The sequence below is a fragment of the Shewanella sp. CAL98-MNA-CIBAN-0140 genome, from assembly GCF_040309905.1.
Taxonomy (GTDB): domain Bacteria; phylum Pseudomonadota; class Gammaproteobacteria; order Enterobacterales; family Shewanellaceae; genus Shewanella; species Shewanella psychromarinicola.
In genome coordinates, this window is sequence record NZ_JBEOPI010000107.1 from 1 (window position 1) to 389 (window position 389).

At 39.8% G+C, this 389-nt stretch carries 1 protein-coding gene; it reads right to left on the minus strand.

What is annotated here, in order from left to right; translation table 11 throughout:
- Nucleotides 1-389 (minus strand): aromatic amino acid transport family protein (locus AAEY93_RS20370; RefSeq protein ID WP_351079453.1); only part of this gene is annotated, 389 nt, incomplete at both ends.

The window sequence follows — 389 nt, forward strand, 5'->3', positions numbered from 1 at the left end:
GCAAAAAAGTCAAACAAGCCTAAACTTACACCCAAAAATGAAGTGGCCAATGCAAGATCAGCAAATAACTTAACGGCAGTGGCAACGTTTGGGTTGTGCGCAATGCTCGCCATGCTTTGTACAAAGCCACTTAAACCTTGGCTATTGAGCAAATCATTTTGACTCATAATACCCTGGCTTAATATTTGCCAAAAAATATAAATACCTAACGGTAGCGTTGCACCCGCTATCATTACTTTACGCAGTGTTTTTATGTCTAATCCTACGTATTTAACAATTGAAGGAATAGAGCCATGAAAGCCAAATGAGGTAAATACCACCGGAATAGCCGAGAGTATTAAGCCTTGCTCTACTGGCATTTCAAGTAAATGTTGGCCATGTACATAAGG